General features: G+C 44.3%; 16 protein-coding genes. 8 read left to right on the top strand and 8 right to left on the bottom strand.

Annotation, left to right across the window (positions count from 1 at the left end; all coding sequences use genetic code 11):
- Positions 1 to 85: 85 nt before the first annotated feature.
- Both GVO63_RS08360 and GVO63_RS08355 read right to left on the bottom strand, forming a co-directional pair.
- A complete protein-coding gene (locus tag GVO63_RS08360) occupies positions 86 to 739 on the bottom strand; it encodes a CoA transferase subunit B (RefSeq protein ID WP_201281890.1) in 654 nt (217 codons plus the stop codon).
- Complete coding sequence (locus tag GVO63_RS08355) at positions 739 to 1,446, bottom strand: CoA transferase subunit A (RefSeq protein ID WP_159492636.1); 708 nt, start codon at positions 1,444 to 1,446, stop codon at positions 739 to 741. The genes GVO63_RS08360 and GVO63_RS08355 overlap by 1 nt, the downstream gene beginning before the upstream one ends.
- A gap of 115 nt (positions 1,447 to 1,561) precedes the next feature.
- Here GVO63_RS08355 and GVO63_RS08350 point away from each other — a divergent pair, with 115 nt between their 5' ends.
- The gene (locus GVO63_RS08350; RefSeq protein ID WP_159579076.1) at positions 1,562 to 2,449 is read left to right on the top strand and encodes a LysR family transcriptional regulator; all 888 of its coding nucleotides are present in this window, start codon (positions 1,562 to 1,564) and stop codon (positions 2,447 to 2,449) included.
- Between the two features lie 40 nt (positions 2,450 to 2,489).
- Here the strand turns inward: GVO63_RS08350 and GVO63_RS08345 are convergent, their stop codons facing one another.
- Both GVO63_RS08345 and GVO63_RS08340 read right to left on the bottom strand, forming a co-directional pair.
- On the bottom strand, positions 2,490 to 3,248 hold the full coding sequence (locus GVO63_RS08345) for a hypothetical protein (protein ID WP_159579074.1): 759 nt from the start codon (positions 3,246 to 3,248) through the stop codon (positions 2,490 to 2,492).
- Between the two features lie 95 nt (positions 3,249 to 3,343).
- Positions 3,344 to 4,048 (bottom strand): sensor histidine kinase KdpD, encoded by a 705-nt coding sequence (locus GVO63_RS08340; RefSeq protein WP_159579072.1) that lies wholly within the window; start codon positions 4,046 to 4,048, stop codon positions 3,344 to 3,346.
- Positions 4,049 to 4,258: 210 nt separating this feature from the next.
- Here GVO63_RS08340 and cysB point away from each other — a divergent pair, with 210 nt between their 5' ends.
- A complete protein-coding gene (gene cysB / locus GVO63_RS08335) occupies positions 4,259 to 5,233 on the top strand; it encodes an HTH-type transcriptional regulator CysB (protein ID WP_159492639.1) in 975 nt (324 codons plus the stop codon).
- Positions 5,234 to 5,306: 73 nt separating this feature from the next.
- Here the strand turns inward: cysB and GVO63_RS08330 are convergent, their stop codons facing one another.
- From GVO63_RS08330 to pabB, 3 genes are all read right to left on the bottom strand, one after another.
- Positions 5,307 to 6,680, bottom strand: a complete 1,374-nt coding sequence (locus tag GVO63_RS08330; protein WP_159579070.1) for an L-serine ammonia-lyase — start codon at positions 6,678 to 6,680, stop codon at positions 5,307 to 5,309.
- Positions 6,681 to 6,895: 215 nt separating this feature from the next.
- Positions 6,896 to 7,468: a CoA pyrophosphatase gene (locus tag GVO63_RS08325; protein WP_159579068.1), complete on the bottom strand. Its 573-nt coding sequence runs from the start codon at positions 7,466 to 7,468 to the stop codon at positions 6,896 to 6,898.
- A 45-nt stretch (positions 7,469 to 7,513) separates the two neighbouring features.
- Positions 7,514 to 8,953, bottom strand: a complete 1,440-nt coding sequence (gene pabB / locus GVO63_RS08320) for an aminodeoxychorismate synthase component I (protein WP_159579066.1) — start codon at positions 8,951 to 8,953, stop codon at positions 7,514 to 7,516.
- Positions 8,954 to 9,260: 307 nt separating this feature from the next.
- On the opposite strand from pabB, the gene GVO63_RS08315 reads away from it, so the two are divergent.
- On the top strand, positions 9,261 to 10,790 hold the full coding sequence (locus GVO63_RS08315; protein WP_159579064.1) for a fumarate hydratase: 1,530 nt from the start codon (positions 9,261 to 9,263) through the stop codon (positions 10,788 to 10,790).
- Positions 10,791 to 11,052: 262 nt separating this feature from the next.
- Positions 11,053 to 12,342, top strand: a complete 1,290-nt coding sequence (gene rmuC, locus GVO63_RS08310) for a DNA recombination protein RmuC (RefSeq protein ID WP_159579062.1) — start codon at positions 11,053 to 11,055, stop codon at positions 12,340 to 12,342.
- A gap of 43 nt (positions 12,343 to 12,385) precedes the next feature.
- On the opposite strand, the gene GVO63_RS19780 is transcribed toward rmuC, so the two are convergent.
- The gene (locus GVO63_RS19780) at positions 12,386 to 16,354 is read right to left on the bottom strand and encodes a S8 family serine peptidase (RefSeq protein ID WP_159579060.1); all 3,969 of its coding nucleotides are present in this window, start codon (positions 16,352 to 16,354) and stop codon (positions 12,386 to 12,388) included.
- Between the two features lie 523 nt (positions 16,355 to 16,877).
- On the opposite strand from GVO63_RS19780, the gene GVO63_RS08300 reads away from it, so the two are divergent.
- From GVO63_RS08300 to GVO63_RS08285, 4 genes are all read left to right on the top strand, one after another.
- Entirely contained in the window at positions 16,878 to 18,065 is a 1,188-nt protein-coding gene (locus GVO63_RS08300) for a thiamine pyrophosphate-dependent dehydrogenase E1 component subunit alpha (RefSeq protein WP_159492644.1), read from the top strand.
- A complete protein-coding gene (locus tag GVO63_RS08295) occupies positions 18,065 to 19,042 on the top strand; it encodes an alpha-ketoacid dehydrogenase subunit beta (protein ID WP_159579058.1) in 978 nt (325 codons plus the stop codon). Before GVO63_RS08300 ends, GVO63_RS08295 begins: the two co-directional genes overlap by 1 nt.
- A gap of 17 nt (positions 19,043 to 19,059) precedes the next feature.
- A complete protein-coding gene (locus GVO63_RS08290; protein ID WP_159579056.1) occupies positions 19,060 to 20,760 on the top strand; it encodes a dihydrolipoyllysine-residue acetyltransferase in 1,701 nt (566 codons plus the stop codon).
- 147 nt (positions 20,761 to 20,907) lie between these two features.
- A complete protein-coding gene (locus tag GVO63_RS08285; protein WP_159492647.1) occupies positions 20,908 to 21,786 on the top strand; it encodes a 23S rRNA (adenine(2030)-N(6))-methyltransferase RlmJ in 879 nt (292 codons plus the stop codon).
- Positions 21,787 to 21,856: the final 70 nt, after the last annotated feature.

The raw sequence follows: 21,856 nt of genomic DNA, 5'->3' as shown, positions 1-21,856 counted from the left end.
CCACTGGTAGGGTTCACGTTTACCAATCAACTACTTAAATGTTGCTTGATAAGCGCGAACCAACGAAACCCAATCAATAGGTGGGTTAAAAATGCATTTCAGGTACGTTGTCTGGGACAACGAGTTTTCCACCCGTTTTCTCTTTAATCTCGTCGACGCTCACGCCTGGAGCACGCTCTTGAAGCACAAATGCGCCATTCTCAACGCTCAGTACTGCTAAATCGGTGATGATACGCGTAATACAATTTACACCGGTTAATGGCAACGTGCATTCGCTAAGTAGCTTTGGATTACCGTGTTTATCTGTATGGGTCATGGTAACGATGATGTTCTTTGCGCCGGCAACAAGGTCCATAGCGCCACCCATGCCTTTGACCAACTTGCCTGGGATCATCCATGACGCAATATTTCCCGATACGTCGACCTCAAAAGCGCCAAGCACCGTGAAATCTACGTGCCCACCTCGGATCATCGCAAAGCTTTCAGCGCTACTGAAGATAGACGCGCCCGTTATTGCCGTTACGGTTTCCTTACCTGCGTTTATCATGTCAGCGTCGATTTCACTTTCGCTAGGGTAGCGTCCCATACCTAAAAGGCCGTTTTCCGACTGAAGCATCACGCTGATATCATCGGGCACGTAATTGGCTGCAAGGGTAGGGATGCCAATGCCCAAATTAACGTAGTCACCATCTTTAAACTCTTGGGCTACGCGCATCGCAATTTGTTCTCTACTAAGCATTATACTGTCTCCTTGCTGACTACACGACGCTCAATGCGTTTTTCGAAAGACCCTTTAATTACGCGATTTACATAAATACCCGGAGTGTGGATTTCGCTAGGGTTAAGCGCGCCTGGCTCTACAATTTCTTCGGCTTCTACGACAGTGATCTTGCCTGCCGTAGCTGCCATAGGATTAAAGTTCTGTGCGGTATGACGATAAATACAGTTTCCGAAGGTATCTGCTTTCCATGCCTTCACTATGGCAAAGTCACCCGTAATAGCGTGTTCAAGAATGTATGGACGTCCATTGAATTCTTTTACTTCTTTTCCTTCGCCTACAGGCGTGCCGTAGCCCGTAGCCGTGTAGAATGCCGGGATGCCTGCACCACCTGCTCGCATTTTTTCTGCTAGCGTACCTTGTGGCGTAAGCTCTACTTCTAGCTCACCGTTTAAGAGCTGTTTTTCAAATAGCGCATTTTCCCCAACATAAGAAGATACCATTTTGGCTATTTGCTTATCTTCAAGGAGAAGACCCAGGCCAAAGCCATCCACGCCACAGTTGTTGGATACAACCGTTAGGCCGGTAGTGCCCATTTTTTTAATTTGACTGATAAGACCTTCTGGTATGCCGCAAAGACCAAAGCCTCCGGCAATGACTGTCATACCATCTTCAAGACCGGCCATCGCCTCATCGTACGACGATACAACTTTGTTAAATCCTGCCATACTTTTTCTCCAATATTATTTGTTAAAAATAAGTATCAGCATTGTTGCTAGATTTGTAAAATCGAATTAATCTTGCTATTAATAAATATAATTTATTAATAAGGGCGCGCTCGCTATGGATGTATCTTACCGTCAAATTAAAGCATTTGTAGAAGTGGCCAAATCCTCTACGTTTGCCGAAGCCGCCGTTAATCTCCACCTAACACAGCCTGCTTTGTCGTCTGCGATAAAAAAGATGGAGGAGCAACTCGGAGGCAAACTGTTTCAACGAAATACGCGCAATGTAAGCCTTACCCCTGAAGGCGAGGTTCTATTTCCCAATGCTGTTCGACTTCTTCACGATTGGGATAACACGTTTTCAGACATTCAAAATTTGTTTGCTATGGCGAAAGGGCAGCTAACGATTTGCGCAATGCCTTCATTTGCGGAGGCGCATTTACCGGAAATTTTGTGTAAGTTTCATCAGCGAGCCCCTAACGTTAACTTGCGAATTGTTGACGTCGTGATGGAACAAGTTATTCATGAAGTATCAACCGGACGCTCAGAAATAGGTTTTTCCTTTGAGCCAGAACGTAAAGACGGGTTAGTCTTTGAGAGTCTCTTCGACGATCAGTTCGTCGTAGTGACAAATCAAGAACAAGCCTCTTTGCTACCTACTAAGATAAAATGGTCTGACTGCTTAACGATGCCTCTCGTTATGATGAACAGAGGGTCAGCTGTGCGTCATTGGACCCAGACAAAATTAGCCATGCATGGAGATCTTAATATCGTTGCCGAAACAGGCCAATTATCCACCCTTGGTAAGCTTATACAAAACGGTTTGGGTATTTCAGTTATGCCGGCAATTTGTAAAAGACAAATGGAAGGACTGGGCTTAGTAGTAAAGGAGGTACCTGACGAGCCGCTTATTAAAAACATAGGCTTAATTAGAAACGCCAGACGAAGTCTTTCGCTACCCGCTCAGTCTTTGTGGGATCTAGCGGTAGCGTATTATGCGCAATAAAAAGGCTTAGACAATCCCTGAAGTACGTCAGGGACCAGCACTACCACTTCTTCTTAGGTGCAAATAATTCGTCTAGCTCGTCTCTTTCTTCTTCTTGTCTTCTTACCCGGTCTTTTTCGTTAACGCTTTTCAAGTTATTTTGTATATCGCTCAACCATTCATTTAGCGTTGCCAGTTTAGACATTGAGTAGTCATCTTGTGGATTTTGGTTTTCAAGGGCCGCTTTTGCCTTTTCAAAATACTGTCTTGCAGAACCTAGCATGTTCGTTTGTAGAGCTGCGCGACCGCGTTTTATCAGCGTTTCTACATTGACTTTAACCTGTAAACGCTCAAGCTGTTTATCTTCATCCGAAAAAACTTTTGAATCAATTTGACCTTTACTGTGCTCTGAACGAAGCATAATACGAAGCTTTTTCACTGATTGAATATACTGGATAATCATTTTGTCGTTATCCGGCAGTGTGAATTCGCCCAGTGAACCGCTATTGTCGGAGAGGGCTGCTGTCATTGCTTGTTCGCTGCTTGAAATTCGTTGCCTTAAATCCGCTGAACTCGCCAACTCATTCATGATTTTGAGCGCATTGTGCATGCGATTGTGCAAAATGCCCATAATGCGTGACGATACCGGCATATTTAAACTTGCAGTAATGACTTTATCGGTTTCATCAACAATCGCGCGCTGCTTAGCTAATTCTGCTCTACGCTCAGCTTCTTGCTTTTGACGATGCTGCTGTATTGCATTGATAAAAATCGCCGCGATAAGCAAAACAACAATTAAAATTATAATTATCACGTACATGCGTGTGTTTCCGTTTGTGTTCTATTTTTCATCACGCCACTCTCAACTTTAATGTAGGCGTTACTTTTTGAATTACTTCACTTTATTAAATAATACTACGGTATTTTTACTTCAAATACACTTCCACCGAGTGAACCACCGTTAAAAAGTGCGATAGTTCCTTCTTTATCGTCTTGGGAATGTGCGCGAGCTATTAGCTTTGCGAAAAACAAACCCAGACCGGTGCGACCTTGACTTAATTCAAAATCAGATAGCTCTTCATGACTTTTATTTAGCATAGATTGAGGGTAACCATGACCGTCATCTTCAATTCTAATTACCAAATTTGCGTTTTGGTCTACCTTTGCTGATATGTGTATCTTTGACGTTCCATACCTCATTGCATTGATAATGACATCGTTTAGCAGTAAGTAAATCAATTCACCGTCTAAATACCAGCTTAGGTCTTCATCTATAGAAGTGGAAATAGATATTTTCTTTTGTTTTATATACAGCGTATTTGAACCGACAACATCTTCTATTAAATCTTTTATAAAACTTTCATCAACGGTAATGGGAAGACTCTCTAACTCAGCTCGGTAGAGTGAAAGAATTTGAACCAGATTAGTATTTAACCTCGATGCTTCGTAGTGAACGCTGGCGACTTGTTCCTGTGCTTCAACATTTTCAACCGACACAATTGTGCTTAACGACTCAATAGCCTGAATGAGTAGAAACAGAGAATTTTTCATATCGTGCACTGCGGCGGCAAGCACTGAGGAGAAGTCTATTGTGGATGTTACTTGTTTACTACGCATCATAACCAGATTATTGCCGTGCATTACTTTTTACTTCACCATAATGTAGAACAAATTAACCTAGCGCAAAGAAATACTGCTTAAAATCGTAAGAAAATGAATGAAATGCAACTTTATAATGCCATTTTTGTAATAGCAACTAGTAAAAACAAGCAGTTTTGGTTATAACGGTGTCAGAACAATGTCAGTTTTTCGCATGAGAACGGTGTAAATATGAAGCTTCAACAACTACGGTATATCGTAGAAGTCCTTAATAACAATTTGAATGTATCGGCAACGGCGGAGAGTTTGTATACCTCACAACCTGGTATCAGCAAACAAGTTCGTATGTTGGAAGACGAATTAGGCGTTCAAATTTTTGGCCGTAGTGGCAAGCACCTCACTCATGTTACCGACGCAGGAAATGATGTTGTAAATATTGCGAGGGAAATTCTGGCTAAGGTTGAAAGTATCAAAGCGGTCGCCAGAGAACATACATTGCCTGATCAAGGTAAGTTGAACATAGCGACTACTCATACCCAAGCACGCTATGCGCTGCCTGATGTCATTCAGGGTTTTATGAGTAAGTATCCAAAGGTTTCGCTTCATATGCACCAGGGTACCCCGTCTCAAATAAGCGATTTAGCTGCCAAGGGGGAGGCGGATTTCGCTATCGCCACAGAGGCCCTTCATCTTTACAACGATTTAGTCATGCTCCCTTGCTATCACTGGAATCGCAGTGTCATTGTTAATAAAGACCATCCGCTTTCGCAAAAAGGCACGATTGATATTTCCGACATTGCAAAGTATCCGCTAGTGACTTACGTTTTTGGTTTTACGGGCCGCTCTGAATTAGATCAGGCTTTTGAAAGAGCAGGGTTGACGCCAAAGATTGTATTCACTGCAACAGATGCTGACGTCATAAAAACGTATGTCAGACTGGGGGTTGGCATTGGTGTGATTGCATCAATGGCGGTAAGCGAAGACCTAGACGATGACTTAGTCAAGATTGACGCGAGCCATTTATTTGATTACAGCACGACTAAAATTGGCTTTAGAAAAGGGTCGTTTTTAAGAAGCTACATGTATGACTTCATTGAGCGATTTGCGCCTCATTTAACAAAAGATAAAGTCGAAAAGGCGATGATGCTTAAAAACAATGAAGAAGTAGAGAAGATGTTCAAAGGGGTAACGCTACCGGTCAAGTAATCGATTTGTTCACGGTGCTGTTATCTCGCAATTTTAAAAATGGGGCATTTCGCCCCATTTTTTATAATATGCGTTAACATTCGATAATGTTTACAGCCAGACCCCCTCTAGCGGTCTCTTTATATTTTGTTTTCATATCGTTTCCTGTATCGCGCATGGTTTTTATCACCTTATCTAGCGACACTTTGTGCTCGCCGGTTCCGCGAAGCGCGAGGCGAGATGCGTTAATTGCTTTTATGGCACCCATAGCATTTCTTTCTATACAAGGTACTTGCACAAGGCCACCTACTGGGTCGCAGGTAAGTCCGAGGTTATGTTCCATGCCAATTTCAGCCGCGTTTTCTACAGATGCAGCGGTGCCGCCCATGATTTCAGCAAGAGCGCCTGCTGCCATAGAACACGCCACACCAACTTCTCCTTGACAGCCAACTTCAGCGCCAGAAATTGATGCATTTTCCTTATAGAGTATGCCGATAGCACCTGCTGTTAATAGGAACCGACTGGCTACTTCTTCGTCAACAGGACGAATAAACTTATCAACGTATTGCAGCACCGCGGGAATAATGCCAGCCGCGCCATTTGTTGGAGCAGTAACCACACGTCCACCCGCGGCATTTTCTTCATTTACTGCCAGCGCGAAAAGGTTAACCCAGTCCATAGTCTGCATTGGATCGTTTGTATGTTCTGTCTGAAGACGGCGATAAAGGCCCGGAGCCCGGCGAACGACCTTCAAGCCACCAGGAAGAATACCTTCACTTTCGATTCCGCGCTGAATACAAGCTTTCATCACCAGCCAGATATTGTGAAGCTGTTGCTTAACTTCGTGTTTCGGCCTAAATGTTGACTCGTTTCGCAACATTAGCGAGCTGATGCTAAGGCCGTTTGTTTTGCATAAAGCAAGAAGTTCTTCTGCGGTTTTAAACGGAAAAGGTACAGCAGCTTGCAGGCTGGCTGCGTGTGCTTTCGTCGCGTCGAAATCCTCGTCTTTAATGATAAAGCCGCCGCCAATGCTGTAATACGTTTGTTGTTTTACGAGCTCATCTTTGGCATAAGCGTAAAACGTGAGTGCATTGGCATGTTTAGGTAACGTTTTTCGGCGATGGAAGATAATGGCGTTTTTGCTTGGAAACCGTACGTATTTTTCACCGTTCAGGCAAAGTTGTTCGCGGTTTCGTATTTCTTCAAGCTTAGAGTCGATGCTGTCAACATCAATTAAATCAGGGAGTTCACCAAGTAAACCTAAAATGACCGCTTTTCCAGTACCATGGCCGACACCCGTTTGCCCAAGTGAACCAAATAGCTCAACTTTTACGCTATCTACGGAATCAAACATCTCTGGGTTTTGTGAGAGTTCACTGACGAACTCGGCCCCCGCTTTCATGGGACCTACCGTGTGTGAACTTGATGGGCCAATACCCACACTGAACATGTCAAATACACTGATCATAAACTTTCTAAAATTAAAACAAAGTAATATTGAGATCATGCATCTAGGAAGTGAAAACCACAATACAGAAAAGCTAATAGAATGATTAGTTTTGCTAATACGGTGTAAAGATTAATTTATAGCTGGTGAGTGGGGCGTAACCATGATGTGGCCAAAATGAAGTCGTATCCTGTTTTTTTAGCCAGACAATAATTATCTGTACGGGCTGATATTACTTAGGGGTGAATATGATGAGACAGATTCCGCAACATTGCTGCCGTTGCTCCCCAAATCATTCTGTTTTTCCATGGAATAAAATAAATAGGGAACGCTTTTTTGTCACGGTGTGTGGTGTGAACAAGATGATTTTTTCTATCTAATACGTGGGATAGAGGGACTTCAAAAGCACTTTCCACTTCGTTTTTATCAATGATAGGAGTGAAATCGGGGTTCACAAAGCCCACTACAGGTGCAATTTCATATCCGCTTATCGTGCGATATTTTGGAAGCATACCCACTACATCAACATTTGTTGAAGGCAAACCGACTTCTTCTTGTGCCTCTCGAAGCGCTGCGTCGAAAAATGAATTATCTGACTCATCAACGGCACCCCCGGGGAAACTGATTTGACCGGGATGATGTTTAAGGTGATGAGCACGTTCAGTAAGTAAAAGCTGAAGTGAATTTCCATAATCGACTAACGGAATCAAAACTGCGGCAGGCCGCCCTGTTTTTTTCAAAGGAAAGTCGGGTTCACTGTGGGTCTGTCTTAAATGATGAAATTGCGATAGAAATTCACTTCTTGTCATATATGTTTATCAACTCAACAGTTTAACGACGTCGCTCAAACCCTATTATTGGTTAATTGATTCAAGTACGGGCAGGATCTTAGATACTTTATCTAACGTTTCCTGATATTCCTCACTGGGTATTGAATCTAAAACAATACCACCACCTGCCCAGCAATGTAATTGACCATTTTCGGCTAACACCGTTCTAATACAGATACTTGAATCCATGTCCTCACGAAAACCCATATAAAAGATACTACCACAATAGATACTGCGTCGATGAGGTTCTAGCTCATCAATCACTTCCATAGCGCGTATCTTCGGTGCTCCCGTTATTGAGCCGCCCGGAAACGCTGAGGCCAAAAGTGCGAGGGGAGAAGCGTTATCATTTAATTCGCCTGTTACTGTACTGACTAAGTGGTGAACCGCTTCGTAACTCTCGAGCGCGAAAAGCGCCGGAACGTTTACCGTGTTAGCTTTACAATGTTTCGAAATATCGTTTCTAAGAAGATCAACGATCATGAGATTCTCAGAGCGGTCTTTCTCCGCAAAAAGCAGACTCTGAGCACTTGCTTTGTCTTTTTCAGCATCATCAAACCGTGGACGTGTTCCTTTGATAGGCTTTGTTTCAACTACACCATTCTTGACTCTTAGAAAACGTTCCGGCGAAATAGAGGCGATACTGCCTTGAGGCAAGTTGTAAAACGCAGAAAATGGCGCCTGATTTTGATCGCGCAAGAGACAATAAGCCTGCCATATACTTCCCTCAAAAGATGCACTAAAACGCTGCGCCATATTGACCTGATAGCAATCTCCTGCTCTGAGATAAGCGTTTATTTTTTCCAAACATTTTTCGTATTCTTGTTTAGATAAGTTTGATTCAAACGAGGATGTAAGCGCGAAATCACGAGCATTAGCGGTCGCGCTAGAAGAAGAAAAAAGTTCAGCTAGCGCGAGGTTCTCCGGCGAGCAAACATAGACATAGCCGGTTTGCGTGTCTTCAATGACTGAAGAGGTATAAAGGCCAACTGCGAAATCAGGTGTAACGTAGTCATTTTTAGCGATAGACGGAAGCGCCTCGTAAAAACGACCAGTGTCATAGCCAGCCATTCCTGCGACACCGACAATGAATGGCAGATGTTTGGTATCGAAACTCGCATGTACGTTTACGGATTTTACGCGAGCATGTAAATGTTCGTTGACTGCTTCAAACGGAAGCAAAGAAACCGATTGTTTTTTAGATGCTTCAAGGTCAATTAAGAAAACCTGGTCCTCGGACGCCTCAATAACCGCAGTGGGTGAAAACGCCATGATATTGAAACGGCCTTCGCTTTTGGTTGAGCCAGATGTATCGAATAAAATGGAATAGGGTAGCGTAGATACATGTGAGAATAATGCATTAAATATTGCATCGTCCGCCACATTATTCAGAGATAAAGCGTCCCTAATTTCGCTTTTGGTATAGCGGGATACATGTACATGGATAGGTTTTTCGTGTGACATAAATTGTTTCAATACTATTAACTGTAGGTGTCGCGCTCGCTATCGCTTAACAAACTGAGGTTTATTGCTTTCAAGTAACAACAAAACTTGCCTTGTTCATATTATCAAATTTACGATTTTTCGTTTTAAATTTCGCGATAGCGCTTCCTGATGGAGGTATCGATATCTATGTTCCAGGCATTGTTAAAAAAAATAACTAGAATTCGCTTCAAGCGAATGGTTTTACATGGTGCGTTGTCTTTAGATGCGCTAGTATACGCTTTTTTAGCTAGCTAAGACCACGAAAGCCAAATAAAAAGAGGATGTCATGACCGTTATCCGTCAACAAGACTTCATTGACAGCATTGAAGATGCCCTGCAGTTTATTTCTTACTACCATCCACTAGATTACGTTAAAGCCGTAGAAGAAGCGTATAACAAAGAAGAAAGCCAAGCCGCAAAAGACGCGATGGCACAGATTCTTATCAACTCACGAATGTCTGCCGAAGGTAAGCGACCTTTATGTCAAGACACCGGAATTGTGACTTGCTTTGTAAAAGTGGGGATGGGTGTTACGTGGGACAAAACGGATATGACCGTTCAAGAAATGGTTGATGAAGGTACGCGTCGCGCATACTTAAATCCGGATAATCCATTGCGAGCATCTATCGTTGCAGACCCTGCTGGTGCTCGTACCAATACAAAAGACAATACGCCAGCCGTAGTTCATCTCGATATGGTAGCAGGTGAAAAGATCGAAGTGATGATAGCTGCGAAAGGTGGCGGCTCTGAAAACAAGTCTAAAATGGTAATGCTAAACCCCAGCGATGATATTGCCGATTGGGTTGTAAAAACATTGCCCACTATGGGCGCTGGCTGGTGTCCTCCTGGAATGCTGGGTATAGGTATCGGTGGTACTGCTGAAAAAGCCGCTGTACTAGCGAAAGAAAGCCTAATGGATCCTGTCGATATTCAAGAGCTCATTGAACGCGGCCCGCAAACCACCGACGAAAAACTTCGTTTAGAAATCTTTGAACGCGTCAATAAACTTGGTATTGGTGCACAAGGTTTGGGCGGCTTAACGACAGTCGTTGATGTGAAAATTAAGTCTCTACCCACACACGCGGCGTCAAAACCAGTGGCAATGATCCCTAACTGCGCAGCAACGCGTCATGCGCACTTTTATCTAGATGGTTCGGGCCCGACAGAATTAACGCCGCCTAAGCTAGAAGACTGGCCAGAGGTTACTTGGGAAGTGAGTGAAAATACACGCCGGGTCAATCTTGATGACGTAACGAAAGAAGATATCCAAGAATGGAAAGTAGGCGAAACGGTACTACTGTCAGGTAAAATGCTTACTGGCCGCGATGCGGCACATAAACGCATCCAAACCATGATGGAAAATGGTGAGGGCTTACCCGAAGGCGTTGACCTCACTAATCGCTTTATTTACTACGTAGGTCCAGTTGATGCAGTAGGTGATGAGGTAGTCGGTCCGGCAGGCCCAACAACAGCCACGCGGATGGACAAATTCACCGATATGATGCTTGAAAAAACAGGCCTTATTGGCATGATTGGTAAGGCAGAACGGGGCCCTGCAACCGTTGATTCTATTGCAAAGCATAAAGCGGTGTATTTAATGGCAGTAGGTGGTGCAGCATACCTTGTATCTAAAGCTATTAAAAAATCCCGTGTTGTTGCGTTTGAAGATTTAGGTATGGAAGCCATTTACGAATTCGACGTTGAAGATATGCCGGTAACCGTTGCAGTAGACAGCACGGGCGCCAATGCACATAAAAACGGACCTGCCATTTGGAAGGCAAAAATTGAAGAGCTTGATGCTTCACTTTCTAAATAGTGAATGGGTTCAACGCTAGAAAATCTTGTGGTTAGCTGGCACGGGCCCATGCTAACTTTTTAGGCTTTACAGGGTTTAAAAACGTTGGACCTAACGAAAAAAACGGGTGCGCAAGCGCCCGTTTTATTCATTCATTTAAACCAACAGTAATACCGCATAATACCTCTTGAACGCTATTTGAATAGTAAACACCGATACACGTTGGTATATTTTTCTCATTTTGTTTATAGTGCTGTACAAAACAACAGTATGAATGTGCACTATGTTAATTACCCTCATTTCAAACGAACCCATCGCTTTTTTAATCGCTCTTATTAGCGTTTGTGTTTTTTCTGTTTATTCCTTTATTCGCGTTCAACTAAATTCAGCAAAATTTACGGAAATCACTCAGTGCAACGCGCAATTACAGAGCGAACTGAACAATGAACGCATTGCTAATGCGAAACTACAAGCGCAAAACGACGCGCATCAAGCAAGGATCCAAGCACTCCATGCGGCGCACGAAGATAAGCTGGCGTCTATGAACGCGTCTGAGCAACGTCTACAAACGCAGTTTGAAAACTTAGCAAATCGCATATTTGAAGAAAAGCAGCAGCGGTACACCCAACAGACAAAGGTTAATATAGAAGCTGTACTAGCTCCGTTCAAAAACGAGTTAGACGGCTTTAAGCGCCAAATTTCAGAACAGCACATCCGCGAAGGGCAAGAGCGAGCCTCACTTAAAACTGAGATTTTAAGCTTGAAGGCCCTTAATCAGAAAATAACCGAGGAAGCTGCTGCGCTGACTAATGCGCTAAAAGGTGATAACAAAAAGCAAGGAAGTTGGGGAGAAGTGGTTCTCGAACGTATTCTCAAGGAATCGGGTTTACGTGAAGGGCACGAATTTGAAACACAGGTGTCGGCAACATCGGAACTGGGCAAACGCTACCAGCCCGATGTAGTGGTACATTTACCTAACGACAAAGACGTAATAATAGATTCGAAAGTTAGCCTTGCGGCTTATGAGCGATATTATAACTGCGATGATGAAAGTGAAAAAGCACAGTTCTTGAGTCAACATGTAGCTTCTATAAAAGGGCATATAAAAGGGTTAAGCGCAAAGGATTACCAGACGTTAAAAGGCCTAAAAACACTTGATTATGTGTTGCTGTTCATTCCTATCGAGCCAGCATTTTTAATCGCTGTTGAACAAGAGCCAGATTTGGTCACTATGGCGCTAAATCATAATATTATGTTGGTAAGCCCAACCAACTTGCTAGTTGCGCTTAGAACTATTAACAATATTTGGCAATACGAGTACCAAAACCAAAACGCACAACTTATTGCTGAACAAGCCGCTAAGCTATACGACAAATTTGTCGGCTTTGTCGGAGATATGGAGAAGGTGGGTAAGTCGATGGATGCTGCGCAAGCAAGCTACGATCAAGCAATGAATAAGTTAACCAGCGGGCGAGGGAATATGGTGAGACAAATCGAAAAGTTCCGCGAGCTTGGAGTGCAACCGAGTAAACGCATGTCTCAACACTTACAGCAACTTTCCAGAGACGATTAAAAAAGGCCGCTATTGCGGCCTTTTTCACTTCACTTACATAACGTTATGAACGTTTCATGCGTCTACGTAGATATACCGCTGGCGCTAGAAGCAATGCAATCCAGCCCATTGAACCACCCGACTTATCGTTAACCGTAATAGTCACGCTTTCTGTCGTAGTGTCGATACCATCCGTTGCAGTAACCTGAACCGTTACACGATTGGCTTGCTCGTGGCTCGGTGCAGTACCAGTGAACGATGTTGTTTCTACACCGTTGATAGTAATGGTTACGTCATCACCATCAGCATCAGTTGCTGACGCTGTTACTGTGTACGATTCACCTTCATCAACGCTTGATGGTGCAGAGATTGAGATTACAGGTGCATCCTGTACGCCTGCAACCGCTACCGTTACCGTACCTTCGCCAATGATGTCACCTTCAACCGGTTCACCATTTTCATCAGTAGTGCCCTCAACCTGTACAGAGTACGTGAATGAGTCTTCACCGAAGAAATCAGCGTTTGGCGTGTAAGTAACCGTACCATCGTCATTAACTGTCACTGTACCGTTTGCTGCTTCAGTGGTTACTGCAACAGTTGACGGATCAAGTGGCGCTTTATCAATCGTAATCGGCGTGAACGTACGGAAGTCACCAGAAAGTGATTCCATCGTAAATTTATTGATGATTGTGCTGTCCATTTCGTTAGCTAGAATGTTAGCCGTGACCGACGCATCCTCGTTAACAGAAAGCATATCATCCATGTATTCACTAGAAGGAACAACAGTACCTGCGTAGCTAATTGTTACTTCGTCACCTGCGTTTGCAGTAAGTACGAACTCGTCACCTTCTACAGGCAGAGTGCCTATAGGACCAGCACCAGTAAGCGCCGCAAACGTAGTACCAACGCTACCCGATGAGTTTTCAGCACCAACAACAGTTTCATATACAGGTGTATCCATTGGGCCATAAACGAAGTTTACGTTACCTGTTTCGTACTCAAACCATAGCTGGAAGTTGAAACTTGTGCCATCTTCGTTCCAAATCTGCGCATTTTCCCACTCAACAACAAAGTGGCCTGTAGTCAGACTTACTGCATAAATGCTACCTGTGCCTGCACCACCACCAGCTAGGTCGAAGTCTGTCCAGTAAGGCGCTACAACGTTGTTAGGCTCGCTCAAGTTAGGAAGCACTTCAGCAAATGGCGTAGTGATGTTACCTGAGCTTGTACCCAATGAAACAAAACCATTCGATGAAATCTGCATGGTTGTGTACTCAGCACCTAAGTAGGTGATAGTACGTGGAAGGCTGATTTCGATAGACGCGTCATCGCACGAGCCAGAGCACACAAGTGGCGCTACGCCAATAGAAGACATAGGTACGTATCGACCCAAACCAAAGCCTTCAAGAAGGTCACCAATTGTTGTGTCTGCATTCATCGAGAATGACGCAGTGTTAAGTGCACCTTCCCAATAGACGGTGCCAGAGTCTGCATCGTAGCTCACAGGCTCTTGGTTACCGTTTTTCACAGCAGAGATAGTAGAAGGGTTAATCGCGTACTTGTGATCAATTTCGCCGGTAATGCTGATCATGCCAGTCACATCGGTGTTTGAAGCAAACGCTTCGGTAACAACAAGCTCACCTTCAGCAGCAAACTCATTGCTCACATCACTGTCAAACAGCGAAGGTTCATCGCTGCTGATTGGATAAACAGCTACAGGAATGAAGTAATCTGTTGTTGTATCATCTGTGTCAGCCCAGTTAATACCGCCAAAAGACCATGAACCCGTAGACGCTGTCGTTACATCTAACGAAAGCATGATTTCAGCAGATGCACCCGCTGGAAGGGTCGCCATTTTCGGCGTTACCGTCGCTGTAATGGCTGGGTCGTTAAACATTGCTGTCGCATCAACAGTCACGTCTTCGTTGCTGGTATTTGTGACTGTGATCGACATTTCACAGTTTAAGTAACAGTTGCCGTCAACAAGGCTGATATCACTGTAAGTAAGTTCAACTGAAGTTGCACGAGGCAGGTCTAAACGTCCAGCACCCATGTCAAAGTTGTCAGCACCAGTGGCAGCGTCTTCTTTCAATACATCGCGGATAGAAGAGGTAACAAGCGCACTCTTAATTTGCTGTGCAGTCCAATCTGGATGCATTTGCTTAATAAGCGCTGCAGCACCAGCAACGTGTGGCGATGCCATTGATGTGCCGCCTTTAAACGAGAAATTCTCGCCTACATGCCCCGGCGCGTCTGGTGATTCACCAGAGAAAATTCTAACGCCTGGTGCAGCAATGTTAGGTTTCAAGAACGTAGGGTCACCGTTAGGGCCACGTGAGCTAAAGTCGGCCATAATATCTGCTAAGCTGTCAGATACAACGCGAACTACTTCAGCGCCAATAGTGATATTTACTGCTTCTTCAGAACCAGAAATTAATGTTGCTAACTCCTGACCCGGCGTGGCTGGGATCATGAATGAAGGAACTGTTTGATCTGGGCTAAGGCCACCCATCAAAATGGGAGCTTCGCCGCGACCATCAACGTTATGAATAACAACGGCAACCGCGCCAGCAGCTTCAGCATTCTCGACTTTTGTTACAAAGCCACACGTGCCGCGGCTGATAAGTGCAATAGCGCCGTCAAATGCGCCCGCAGTAAATTCATCACAACCTTCTACGTTTGCCGCATCTAATTCACCCGCGTAAACAACAGGAGCGGTTAATGCAGTGTCAAACACAATGTTAGGGTTGCCAACAGAGTAGAGGGCAGGGATTGACCCAATTGAAGTATCGCCTTCAATGGTTAATTCGTTCGCAAACAATCGGCCTGTTGTTGTTGCTGCAACTGTCAATACATTTTCGTCACAACCAGGACAGCCAATTGTACCTTCACCTGGGCCGTCGTTACCTGCTGCAAATACGGTGACTACGCCCGCATCATGCATCGCTTCCAGTACGTCTTGATAAACAGAACCATTTGGGTTGCCGCCAGCGCTACCACCCCAAGAGTTGTTTACAACATCAGCACCATCTGTCAGCGCTGCTTCAAGCATAGAAAGCAACATTGATGATGCACCGCTTGAAGAGGCTGGGTTAGCTGGGGTTGCGTAGAGGCCCTTGTAAACCATCAAGTAAGCAGCCGGCGCGACGCCCGAAATTTCTGCTTCAGCGCCGTCGCGCTCTGCCATTACACCAAAATTACCAACGGCTGTGCCGGCAACGTGGGTGCCGTGACCGTTAAAACCAAGTGGGCTGTCATACTCTTCTTCTACAACAGTAAAGCCTTCAACGATTTCAGCTGCACGAGCAACGATTAATTTATTGTTACAGAAATCAGGAACTTCTGAACAGTAATCGTCAGTCGGGAGAGTATCTGCCGCAGGCGCTTCAAAGTTTTCACCGCTGAACAATGGGTTTTCAGGACGAATACCGCTGTCTATTATCGCTACTTTAATGCCAGCACCGGCGTTTTCCTTACCGCCGAATTGTTCCCATGTCTGAACGGCGCCAATCAAGTCTAAACTCGCGTCCATTTGAGCATGGTGAATAACGTCAGGATAGACCGCTTTCACCGATGACAAGCTTGATAGTTCATCAAGAGCGCTTTTAGAAACGATACCCGCGAACCCGTTAAATGCAGCAGTGTAAGATAAATCAGCTTTAAACGATTTATCGAATGCTTTAATCGACTTTATAACCGATTGTTGTTGAGTTTCTAGAAACGATTTGTACTCTTTCGCAGCGTTTGACTGAAAATTAATCTTCTGTCCTTTGTGAGCAGCCATGGTGCTCACACTTGGATTAACTGCGCTGAATTGTGCCATTGGCACATCATGTAGTTGAACGATAACACGTACGCTGTCGTTAGAGGCTTGAATCGCATTCGCAAGAATATTTTTCTTATCAAATGAGGCTTCAATAGCATTGCGTTGCTCAACGCCATGACCGGATAATTGATTTGAAATAGCTAACGCACCAAAAGCAGAGCCGGCTAGTGCGGCTGCAACTACGGTACTAATAATTGTTTTTTTCATAATTATTCTCGTGTGAATAGTTCCCTGGAGTCCAGCGATTTTTGGGGTACGATGCAAAGGTCATTCGCCTCTTTATAAACGTCCATTATCGCTGTGACTATTTATTACTAGCACACTTTTTACTGTTTTGTAACGTATGTTTCTGCAATACACAAATTACATATTTTGTTACATTTACACCGCAAGACAATTGTGAAAATTAACTAGACAAATGGGCAAATTCGCGTTGGATTTTTGGCAAAATTCAGTAATTAAATTACATGAAAAGTAAAATCTCGAACCAATAAAACTCAAAAGACCTCCCTTACATGTGAAAGGTTCATCCTATCCATTTATCATTAAATTTACATAAGTTTTACCTTTTTAGGACAGTTATCCTGCCTTGCTCGGTTAATTTGGTATGTCTGTTTCTCCCTTTCTGAAAAAATGCCTTTGAATAAGTAAGACGCTCCCGTATGTCCTCATCTAGCATAGTGTAATCACTATAAGTCGCTATCAACCCTCATTTTTAAGGGGAAAAAACGTGAAAGACAGAAACCATTTGGCCGAAGTAAAAACAACCAACAAGGTCGAAATTATTACTAAAGGGGTCGTTGATATCCCCATGTTGCAAATTCTTTCTGCACAAGGTGAACTCATCCAACAAGCAGTGGAGCCTGAACTGAGTAAAGAAGAAGCATTAAAAATATTTAATACCATGCATTACATTCGCGTATTGGATGAGCGTATGGTGGGCGCCCAGCGTCAGGGCCGCATCAGTTTTTATTTAGCAAGTACAGGTGAAGAAGCCGCGTCTGTAGCAAGTGCTGCCGCGTTGTCAGATGATGATATGATCATGTCGCAGTATCGCGAGCAAGGCGCGCTCGCATACCGCGGGTACACCACAGAACAATTCATGAACCAAATGTTTAGCAACAAAGACGACCCGAACAAAGGTCGCCAAATGCCTATACATTATGGTGATAAACCGCTTAACTTCATGACGATATCATCGCCATTGGGAACGCAAATTCCCCAAGCTTCAGGCTATGCCTATGGCCAGAAGATGTCAGGGAAAGATGTCGTCACTATTTGTTATTTCGGCGAAGGCGCTGCTTCAGAAGGAGACTTCCACGCAGGGCTCAACATGGCTGCGGTATTACATTGTCCCGTTATCTTCTTTTGCCGTAATAATGGCTACGCCATTTCAACTCCAGCGGAAGAGCAATTCGCAGGTGACGGGATTGCGTCTCGTGGCTTAGGTTACGGTATCAAAACTATCCGTGTTGATGGGAACGATGTGCTAGCTATTTATGCTGCTACTAAAGAAGCACGTCGCATTGCCATTGAAGAAAAATGTCCTGTGCTTATTGAAGCCATGACGTATCGCTTGGCTGCACACTCAACGTCGGACGATCCTACGGGCTATCGCTCGCGTGAAGAAGAGGATAAGTGGCGAGCCAAAGATCCTATAGCTCGAATGGCTAAATGGCTAGAAAGTAAAGGCTGGTTTGACGAAGCCGAGAACCAAAAGCGTGTTGATAAAGCCAGACAAGATGTATTGGCAGCGATGAAAAGCTGTGAAAAAACGGACGTTTGCTCAATCGACGATATCGTTGAAGATGTATATGACACGCCGCCATGGCATTTAAAAGAACAACTCAGTGAATTAAAAGCACATATCAAAAAGTACCCTAAGATGTACCCTAAGACAGCAGGGAGAGTAAAATAATGGCTAAGATGAATCTACTTCAAGCGATTAATAATGCACTCATCACAGCCATGACCGAAGATGAAAAAGTGATGGTCTTTGGTGAAGACGTGGGTCATTTTGGTGGTGTGTTCCGCGCAACCAGTCATCTTCAGGAAAAGTTCGGCAAAGCTCGCTGCTTTAATACACCGCTTACTGAACAAGGCATTATTGGCTTTGCTAACGGATTGGCATCTCAAGGCTCTGTACCGGTCGCTGAAATTCAATTCGGTGACTACATTTTCCCCGCATTCGATCAAATTGTGAATGAGACGGCAAAATGGCGCTATCGTTCAGGGGGACAGTTTGATGTAGGTACATTGACGATTCGCACACCATACGGCGGCGGTATTGCGGGCGGCCATTATCACAGTCAATCACCGGAAGCGTTCTTCGCTCACTGCCCAGGCTTGAAGATTGTTATCCCACGGGATCCATATCAAGCGAAAGGTTTGTTACTTGCGTCAATTCGCGATAAAAACCCCGTATTGTTTATGGAGCCTAAACGCCTTTACCGTGCTTCTGTATCAGAAGTACCGGAAGAAGATTACGAATTGCCGTTAGGTAAAGCAGACATCGTTCAAGAAGGAAACGACATAACGCTACTTGGATGGGGCGCACAGATAGAAATATTGCAAAAAGCCGCAGAAATGGCCCTAGAAGACGGTGTCTCGTGTGAAATCATTGATTTGCGCAGTATATTACCGTGGGATGTAGAAACGGTTATGCAATCGGTAATGAAGACAGGCCGCTTGTTGATAAATCATGAAGCGCCGCTCACAGGCGGTTTCGCTAGCGAAATTGCAGCAAGTATTCAGGAGCGTTGCTTCTTGTACCTAGAAGCGCCTATTGCAAGAGTGTGTGGTTTAGACACGCCTTATCCACTGGCACATGAAAAAGAATATATGCCAGATGAAACTAAGACGTACGAAGCCATAAAACGTACGCTTCATTACTAAGACCGGGAGACAATGAAATGACAATTGAGTTTATCTTACCGGACATTGGTGAAGGTATTGTTGAATGTGAACTTCTTGAATGGTTGGTGTCTGAAGGCGAGCACATAGAAGAAGATCAGCCTGTCGCAGAAGTAATGACCGACAAAGCGACCGTTCAGATTCCTGCAATGCATGCGGGTGTGGTCAACAAACTGCATTATGCTGTGGGCGATATCGCTAAGGTCCATGCACCGTTGTTTTCTATGACACCAGATGATGCCAATACAGACGGGCAGTCAGAAAACGAGCAGGCCGAGATAACAGGCAGTGCGTCTGAAAAGGTGCCAGAGAATGAAAATACTTCTTCTGCGTCAGGCTCGTCAAATGGTAAGCATATTGAAGACTTTATTCTGCCGGACATTGGTGAAGGGATTGTTGAGTGCGAAATTGTAAAATGGAACGTGGCAGAAGGCGATGTAATTGAGGAAGACCAGGCCGTTGTAGAAGTGATGACCGACAAAGCAGTGGTTGAAATACCTGCTAAAAATGCCGGCACCGTGCATCGTCTTTATTACGCTCAGGGCGATATAGCGAAGGTGCATAGCGCATTGTTCGCATTGGAAGTGGCCGACGAAGCCTCGGCTGCTAACAGCGCATCTGATGTCTCGTCATCGGCAAATACCAGCTCTTCTAACGTTGCTTCTCAAAGCTCGGTGCAAACCCAAACGAACGGTTCGAACCAGCAGTCAACGCACGTCGCACCTTCTAAGTTCAGCGACGGCGAATACGAGCCACCTATTGCTATAGAGGGTAAGGTGTTGGCTAGCCCCGCGGTAAGACGTGTTGCAAGAGAAAAGAATATCGACCTTTCTTCCGTTCAAGGGTCGGGTAAAAAAGGCCGAATCCTTAAGTCTGACGTTTTGAATCTAAAACATTCAAATGTTGGCACGTCGTCGCAAAAACCGTCTTCTTCGTCAAGCTCATCTGCCGCAGAAAAAGGCGCTTCAAACATTGCGAGCACTGCTATTGAAGGCAGCGTAAGAACGGAAAAGGTGCGTGGTATTCAGGCTGCCATGGCTAAGCAAATGTCCGCATCGGTTTATACTATTCCTCACTTCACAGTCAGTGACGAGTTAGTGATGGACAACCTGATCTCTCTTCGCACGTTGCTTAAGCCTGAGTTCGAAGCGAAAAACGTAAAACTTAGCTTTATGCCGTTTTTCGTTAAGGCAATGTCGTTAGCACTTAATGAGTTCCCTGTAGTTAACAGCCAACTTAACGACGACGCCACTGAGATCAGTTATTTCGCTGATCACAATATTGGCTTTGCGGTCGACTCTAAAATTGGTCTGCTTGTACCAAACATTAAGCGGGTTCAAAACCTTTCTCTGTTAGATATTGCTGTTCAAATGCAGGACATAATAGAGCAAGCCAGAGCAGGACGCGTGGCTGGTGAGCACTTGAAAGGCGGTACGATTAGCATCTCTAACATTGGAGCAATAGGCGGTATTACCGCAACGCCAGTAATCAATAAGCCAGAAGCTGCAATTGTGGCGCTTGGTAAAACGCAGAAACTTCCGCGTTTTGATAATGAAGGAAATGTTAGCGCTCAGAATATCATGGTGGTTAACTGGTCTGGCGACCACCGTATTATTGATGGCGCAACGATGGTGCGATTTAATAACCTATGGATGAGTTACCTAACGACGCCAGAGAAAATGTTAATGCATCTTAAATGATATTATTCAACGTCATTTGACTTGCATGAGCATGATACTAAAAGGGCCAAATTCAAACCGATTGGCCCTTTTTAGTTTTGTATACCTCAAAGCGCGATAACGTTATTATAGTGCATTATAAACAAACAAGAATTTCACCGAGGTTTCGTGCTTAGCTATCAACACGCCTTTCATGCGGGCAACCACGCTGATGTTATCAAACATCTTAGTTGGATTGGCGTTATCAACGCATTAAAGAAAAAAGATAAACCTTTTACACTTTTCGACACTCATGCTGGTGCAGGTGCATACGATTTAACCGACGAGATGTCGTTGAAAAACAAAGAATTTGAAACAGGTATTTCTCGTCTGCTTACCAAGGATAGTAGTACGCAAGATTTGCCACACTTGTTAGCCGACTACTTATCGTTATGTGAACCATTTTTGGCGCAACAGCAATATCCCGGTTCCCCTGCTATAAGTGCAAAGGCGAAAAGGGATTGTGATAACTTACATCTGATGGAGCTTCATCCAGCGGAGTTTGATAAATTAGATAAAAACCTTTCCCGATTACGTTCGTTAAATACCCATGTACATAAACGAGACGGTTATGAAGGGCTTAGAGCGCTCACGCCGCCGAAACCCAACCGTGGCGCAATCCTAATAGACCCGCCTTATGAGCGTTTGAATGAATATAGCGACCTTGTTAAGGGCGTAGAACAGGTATTTAAACGCTGGCAACAGGCACAAATCGTAGTGTGGTATCCGTTACTTTCTGAGAGAGCCGGCGCCAAAAGCGGCGCGAGTGAAGCTATGTGCGACCAGCTTGCAGCATTAGGTAAACCTTGTTTTAAAGCAGAGATCTGTGTAGCAGAAAACACGGTTGATGCCGGCATGTATGGGTCGGGTGTGTTTGTATTAAACCCGCCTTGGCAACTCGATGCAAATCTAAATCACGCATTGGAAAGCGTAATCGGTATGCTAGGCGCAGGTGAAGCGGGTTTTCATGCGACAGCGCATGTTTCCTGGATAAACGAAGATAATTAGTGGCCGAATTTACAGCTAAATTATAGTTTTTGCGTTACAGCTGAATAAAGCATTTTAAGCAGCAGATAAA

The sequence above is a fragment of the Alteromonas sp. KUL106 genome, assembly GCF_009811415.1.
GTDB lineage: Bacteria > Pseudomonadota > Gammaproteobacteria > Enterobacterales > Alteromonadaceae > Alteromonas.
This window is presented reverse-complemented; position numbering and strand designations above follow the sequence as displayed.

Bases quoted from the DNA above. Each gene is read 5' to 3' on its own strand.
- GVO63_RS08360 (WP_201281890.1), bottom strand. From the start codon at position 739: ATGCTTAGTAGAGAACAAATTGCGATGCGCGTAGCCCAAGAGTTTAAA.
- GVO63_RS08355 (WP_159492636.1), bottom strand. From the start codon at position 1,446: ATGGCAGGATTTAACAAAGTTGTATCGTCGTACGATGAGGCGATGGCC.
- GVO63_RS08350 (WP_159579076.1), top strand. From the start codon at position 1,562: ATGGATGTATCTTACCGTCAAATTAAAGCATTTGTAGAAGTGGCCAAA.
- GVO63_RS08345 (WP_159579074.1), bottom strand. From the start codon at position 3,248: ATGTACGTGATAATTATAATTTTAATTGTTGTTTTGCTTATCGCGGCG.
- GVO63_RS08340 (WP_159579072.1), bottom strand. From the start codon at position 4,048: ATGATGCGTAGTAAACAAGTAACATCCACAATAGACTTCTCCTCAGTG.
- cysB (WP_159492639.1), top strand. From the start codon at position 4,259: ATGAAGCTTCAACAACTACGGTATATCGTAGAAGTCCTTAATAACAAT.
- GVO63_RS08330 (WP_159579070.1), bottom strand. From the start codon at position 6,680: ATGATCAGTGTATTTGACATGTTCAGTGTGGGTATTGGCCCATCAAGT.
- GVO63_RS08325 (WP_159579068.1), bottom strand. From the start codon at position 7,468: ATGACAAGAAGTGAATTTCTATCGCAATTTCATCATTTAAGACAGACC.
- pabB (WP_159579066.1), bottom strand. From the start codon at position 8,953: ATGTCACACGAAAAACCTATCCATGTACATGTATCCCGCTATACCAAA.
- GVO63_RS08315 (WP_159579064.1), top strand. From the start codon at position 9,261: ATGACCGTTATCCGTCAACAAGACTTCATTGACAGCATTGAAGATGCC.
- rmuC (WP_159579062.1), top strand. From the start codon at position 11,053: ATGTTAATTACCCTCATTTCAAACGAACCCATCGCTTTTTTAATCGCT.
- GVO63_RS19780 (WP_159579060.1), bottom strand. From the start codon at position 16,354: ATGAAAAAAACAATTATTAGTACCGTAGTTGCAGCCGCACTAGCCGGC.
- GVO63_RS08295 (WP_159579058.1), top strand. From the start codon at position 18,065: ATGGCTAAGATGAATCTACTTCAAGCGATTAATAATGCACTCATCACA.
- GVO63_RS08290 (WP_159579056.1), top strand. From the start codon at position 19,060: ATGACAATTGAGTTTATCTTACCGGACATTGGTGAAGGTATTGTTGAA.